At 61.7% G+C, this 990-nt stretch carries 2 protein-coding genes; both read left to right on the forward strand.

The features are described from left to right. Positions 1-674 (forward strand): aminotransferase class I/II-fold pyridoxal phosphate-dependent enzyme (locus tag IVB13_RS40570; RefSeq protein WP_247492798.1); only part of this gene is annotated, 674 nt, incomplete at its 5' end. After that, the coding region (locus tag IVB13_RS40575) for an AAA family ATPase (protein WP_247492800.1) at positions 671-990 on the forward strand (320 nt) is incomplete at its 3' end. The genes IVB13_RS40570 and IVB13_RS40575, both read left to right, overlap by 4 nt.

The raw sequence follows: 990 nt of genomic DNA on the forward strand, positions 1-990 counted from the left end.
GTGGCGGAATGGGCCGGATCTGGATCGTGGTCGAAAGTCTCTACAGCATGGACGGCGACTTTGCGCCTCTGAAGGATATGTTCGCGCTCGCCGATCGGCATGATGCATTCCTGATGGTAGATGAGGCCCACGCAACAGGCGTTTACGGCGAGCAGGGACGAGGGCTCACCGCGCCCTATGAGGGACGCGAAAATCTGCTGGTCGTCCATACCTGCGGCAAGGCGCTGGGCGCGGCCGGCGCGCTCGTCACTGCGTCCGGCGTGCTGCGAGACTTTATGGTCAATCGTTGCCGTCCATTCATCTTCGCGACCGCGCCATCGCCGCTGATGGCTGTCGCCGTAAGGGAGGCGATTCTAATCCTGCAGCAGGAACCCGAGCGACAGCAGCGTCTCACCAAGCTGGTCACGTTCTCGCATCGGGAGATGAGAGAGCGCGGCTGGAAAAGTCTTTCGGATTCGCAGATCGTACCATGCATCGTAGGCGACAATGCGCGCACGATGCGGCTCGCCTCTGCATTGCAGGCTCGCGGGTTCGATATCCGCGGAATCCGGCCGCCAACCGTCCCGGCGGGCACGGCCCGGTTGCGAATTTCACTGACGCTTAACGTGGGGGAGGACGACGTGCGTGCAATGCTCGATGCCTTGATCGAGGAGACGAAAGGCGAGCTTCAATGAGTGCCAAAATCATCGTAACGGGCACAGGTACCGGAATTGGAAAGACGGTGTTTTCCGCGGGGCTCGCCAATCTTCTCGGAGCGGACTATTGGAAGCCGATTCAGGCCGGCCTCGAAGGAGAGACCGATACCGAGGTCGTCGCTTGTCTTGGCGGCCTCTCAGCCGATCGCATCCTGCCGGAGCGTTACCGCCTTCAGACCCCCGCTTCGCCCCATCATTCTGCCGAACTTGACGGAGTTCGCATCGAGGCGGATTTGCTCGATGTGCCCGATACCGGGGAGCGGCCATTGGTGATCGAGGGCGCGGGCGGCCTGAT

This window comes from Bradyrhizobium sp. 17 (assembly GCF_023073515.1).
Taxonomy (GTDB): domain Bacteria; phylum Pseudomonadota; class Alphaproteobacteria; order Rhizobiales; family Xanthobacteraceae; genus Bradyrhizobium; species Bradyrhizobium canariense_D.